Origin of the sequence: Listeria valentina (assembly GCF_011800755.1) — a bacterium.
GTDB lineage: Bacteria > Bacillota > Bacilli > Lactobacillales > Listeriaceae > Listeria > Listeria valentina.
In genome coordinates this window covers 1-3111 of record NZ_JAATJW010000115.1, presented here as the reverse complement: position 1 = coordinate 3111, position 3111 = coordinate 1, and the positions used below count along the sequence as shown (strand labels likewise).

Sequence of the window (3111 nt, the reverse complement as noted above, 5' to 3'; positions counted from 1 at the left end):
GGAAAGTTCTTTTTGAGGTTAAGTCCTCGATCGATTAGTATTTGTCCGCTCCATATGTCGCCATACTTCCACTCCAAACCTATCTACCTGATCATCTTTCAGGGATCTTACTTTCTTAAAGAAATGGGAAATCTCATCTTGAGGGGGGCTTCACGCTTAGATGCTTTCAGCGTTTATCCCGGCCGCACATAGCTACCCAGCGATGCTCCTGGCGGAACAACTGGTACACCAGCGGTGCGTCCATCCCGGTCCTCTCGTACTAAGGACAGCTCCTCTCAAATTTCCTGCGCCCGCGACGGATAGGGACCGAACTGTCTCACGACGTTCTGAACCCAGCTCGCGTGCCGCTTTAATGGGCGAACAGCCCAACCCTTGGGACCGACTACAGCCCCAGGATGCGACGAGCCGACATCGAGGTGCCAAACCTCCCCGTCGATGTGGACTCTTGGGGGAGATAAGCCTGTTATCCCCGGGGTAGCTTTTATCCGTTGAGCGATGGCCCTTCCATGCGGAACCACCGGATCACTAAGCCCGACTTTCGTCCCTGCTCGACTTGTCAGTCTCGCAGTCAAGCTCCCTTGTGCCTTTACACTCTGCGAATGATTTCCATCCATTCTGAGGGAACCTTTGGGCGCCTCCGTTACTCTTTAGGAGGCGACCGCCCCAGTCAAACTGCCCACCTGACACTGTCTCCCCACGCGCTAAGCGTGGCGGGTTAGAATGGTCATACAGCGGGGGTAGTATCCCACCAGCGCCTCCTCGTATGCTGGCGCACACGATTCAATGGCTCCTACCTATCCTGTACAAGCGGTACAAACATTCCATATCAGGTTGCAGTAAAGCTCCACGGGGTCTTTCCGTCCTGTCGCGGGTAACCTGCATCTTCACAGGTACTATAATTTCACCGAGTCTCTCGTTGAGACAGTGCCCAGATCGTTGCGCCTTTCGTGCGGGTCGGAACTTACCCGACAAGGAATTTCGCTACCTTAGGACCGTTATAGTTACGGCCGCCGTTTACTGGGGCTTCAATTCTGAGCTTCGCAAGAAGCTAACCCATCCTCTTAACCTTCCAGCACCGGGCAGGCGTCAGCCCCTATACGTCACCTTACGGTTTTGCAGAGACCTGTGTTTTTGCTAAACAGTCGCCTGGGCCTATTCACTGCGGCTCTCTCGGGCTTTCACCCTATCAGAGCACCCCTTCTCCCGAAGTTACGGGGTCATTTTGCCGAGTTCCTTAACGAGAGTTCTCTCGCTCACCTTAGGATTCTCTCCTCATCTACCTGTGTCGGTTTGCGGTACGGGCAGTCTTTCTCTCCTTAGAGGCTTTTCTTGACAGCGTGAAATCAGGGACTTCCGTACTTTATTTCCTTCCCCATCACAGCTCATGCTTCACAAGAAGCGGATTTGCCTACTTCTCACACTCACTGCTTGGACGCACACTTCCATCCGTGCGCTCCCTTATCCTTCTGTGTCACCCCATCGTCAAACAACAAAGACTGGTACAGGAATCTCAACCTGTTGTCCATCGCCTACGCCTATCGGCCTCGGCTTAGGTCCCGACTAACCCTGAGCGGACGAGCCTTCCTCAGGAAACCTTAGATATTCGGTGGAAGGGATTCTCACCCTTCTTTCGCTACTCATACCGGCATTCTCACTTCTAAGCGCTCCACTAGTCCTTCCGGTCTAGCTTCGTCGCCCTTAGAACGCTCTCCTACCACGAATCCCTGACGGGATTCATCCACAGTTTCGGTAATACGTTTAGCCCCGGTACATTTTCGGCGCGGGGTCACTCGACCAGTGAGCTATTACGCACTCTTTCAAGGATGGCTGCTTCTAAGCCAACCTCCTGGTTGTCTAAGCAACCCCACATCCTTTTCCACTTAACGTATATTTGGGGACCTTAACTGGTGGTCTGGGCTGTTTCCCTTTCGACTACGGATCTTATCACTCGCAGTCTGACTCCCGAGGATAAGTCAATGGCATTCGGAGTTTATCTGAATTCGGTAACCCGAGAGGGGCCCCTAGTCCAAACAGTGCTCTACCTCCATGACTCTTACCTCGAGGCTAGCCCTAAAGCTATTTCGGAGAGAACCAGCTATCTCCAAGTTCGATTGGAATTTCTCCGCTACCCACACCTCATCCCCGCACTTTTCAACGTACGTGGGTTCGGACCTCCAGTAAGTATTACCTTACCTTCATCCTGGACATGGGTAGATCACCTGGTTTCGGGTCTACGACCTGTTACTTCATACGCCCTATTCAGACTCGCTTTCGCTACGGCTCCGCTTTTTCCGCTTAACCTTGCAACAAATCGTAACTCGCCGGTTCATTCTACAAAAGGCACGCTATCACCCATTAACGGGCTCTAACTACTTGTAGGCACACGGTTTCAGGTACTCTTTCACTCCCCTCCCGGGGTGCTTTTCACCTTTCCCTCACGGTACTGGTTCACTATCGGTCACTAGGGAGTATTTAGCCTTGGGAGATGGTCCTCCCGGATTCCGACGGAATTTCACGTGTTCCGCCGTACTCAGGATCCACTCGGGAGAGAAGACCATTTCGACTACCGGGCTGTTACCGTCTCTGGCGGGCCTTTCCAAGCCGCTTCATCTATCGCCTTCTTTTATCACTCCACAATGAGTGTCCTACAACCCCAAGAAGCAAGCTTCTTGGTTTGGGCTCTTTCCGTTTCGCTCGCCGCTACTCAGGAAATCGAATTTTCTTTCTCTTCCTCCGGGTACTAAGATGTTTCAGTTCCCCGGGTCTGCCTTCCCTACGCTATGTATTCACGTAAGGATTCTATCCGACTAAAGATAGAGGGTTCCCCCATTCGGAAATCTCTGGATCAAAGCTTACGTACAGCTCCCCAAAGCATATCGGTGTTAGTCCCGTCCTTCTTCGGCTCCTAGTGCCAAGGCATCCACCGTGCGCCCTTCCTCACTTAACCTCATCCTTCTTACGAAGGTGCTGTTGTGTTTTCATAAACGTGCGATCGCTTATGAAAACGGAAAGATTCTTTCTCGGTTTGATTCTCGGTTTTGGTTGAAGAAAAACCTACGGTTTCTCTTCGTCTTTCTACACTAACTTTTCTTATCTAGTTTTCAAAGAACA

The 3111-nt window shown here is 51.8% G+C and carries 1 rRNA gene; it reads right to left on the bottom strand.

The features are described 5' to 3' along the window. Positions 1-14: 14 nt before the first annotated feature. Positions 15-2947, bottom strand: a 23S ribosomal RNA gene (locus HCK02_RS13570). Between the last annotated feature and the right edge of the window lie 164 nt (positions 2948-3111).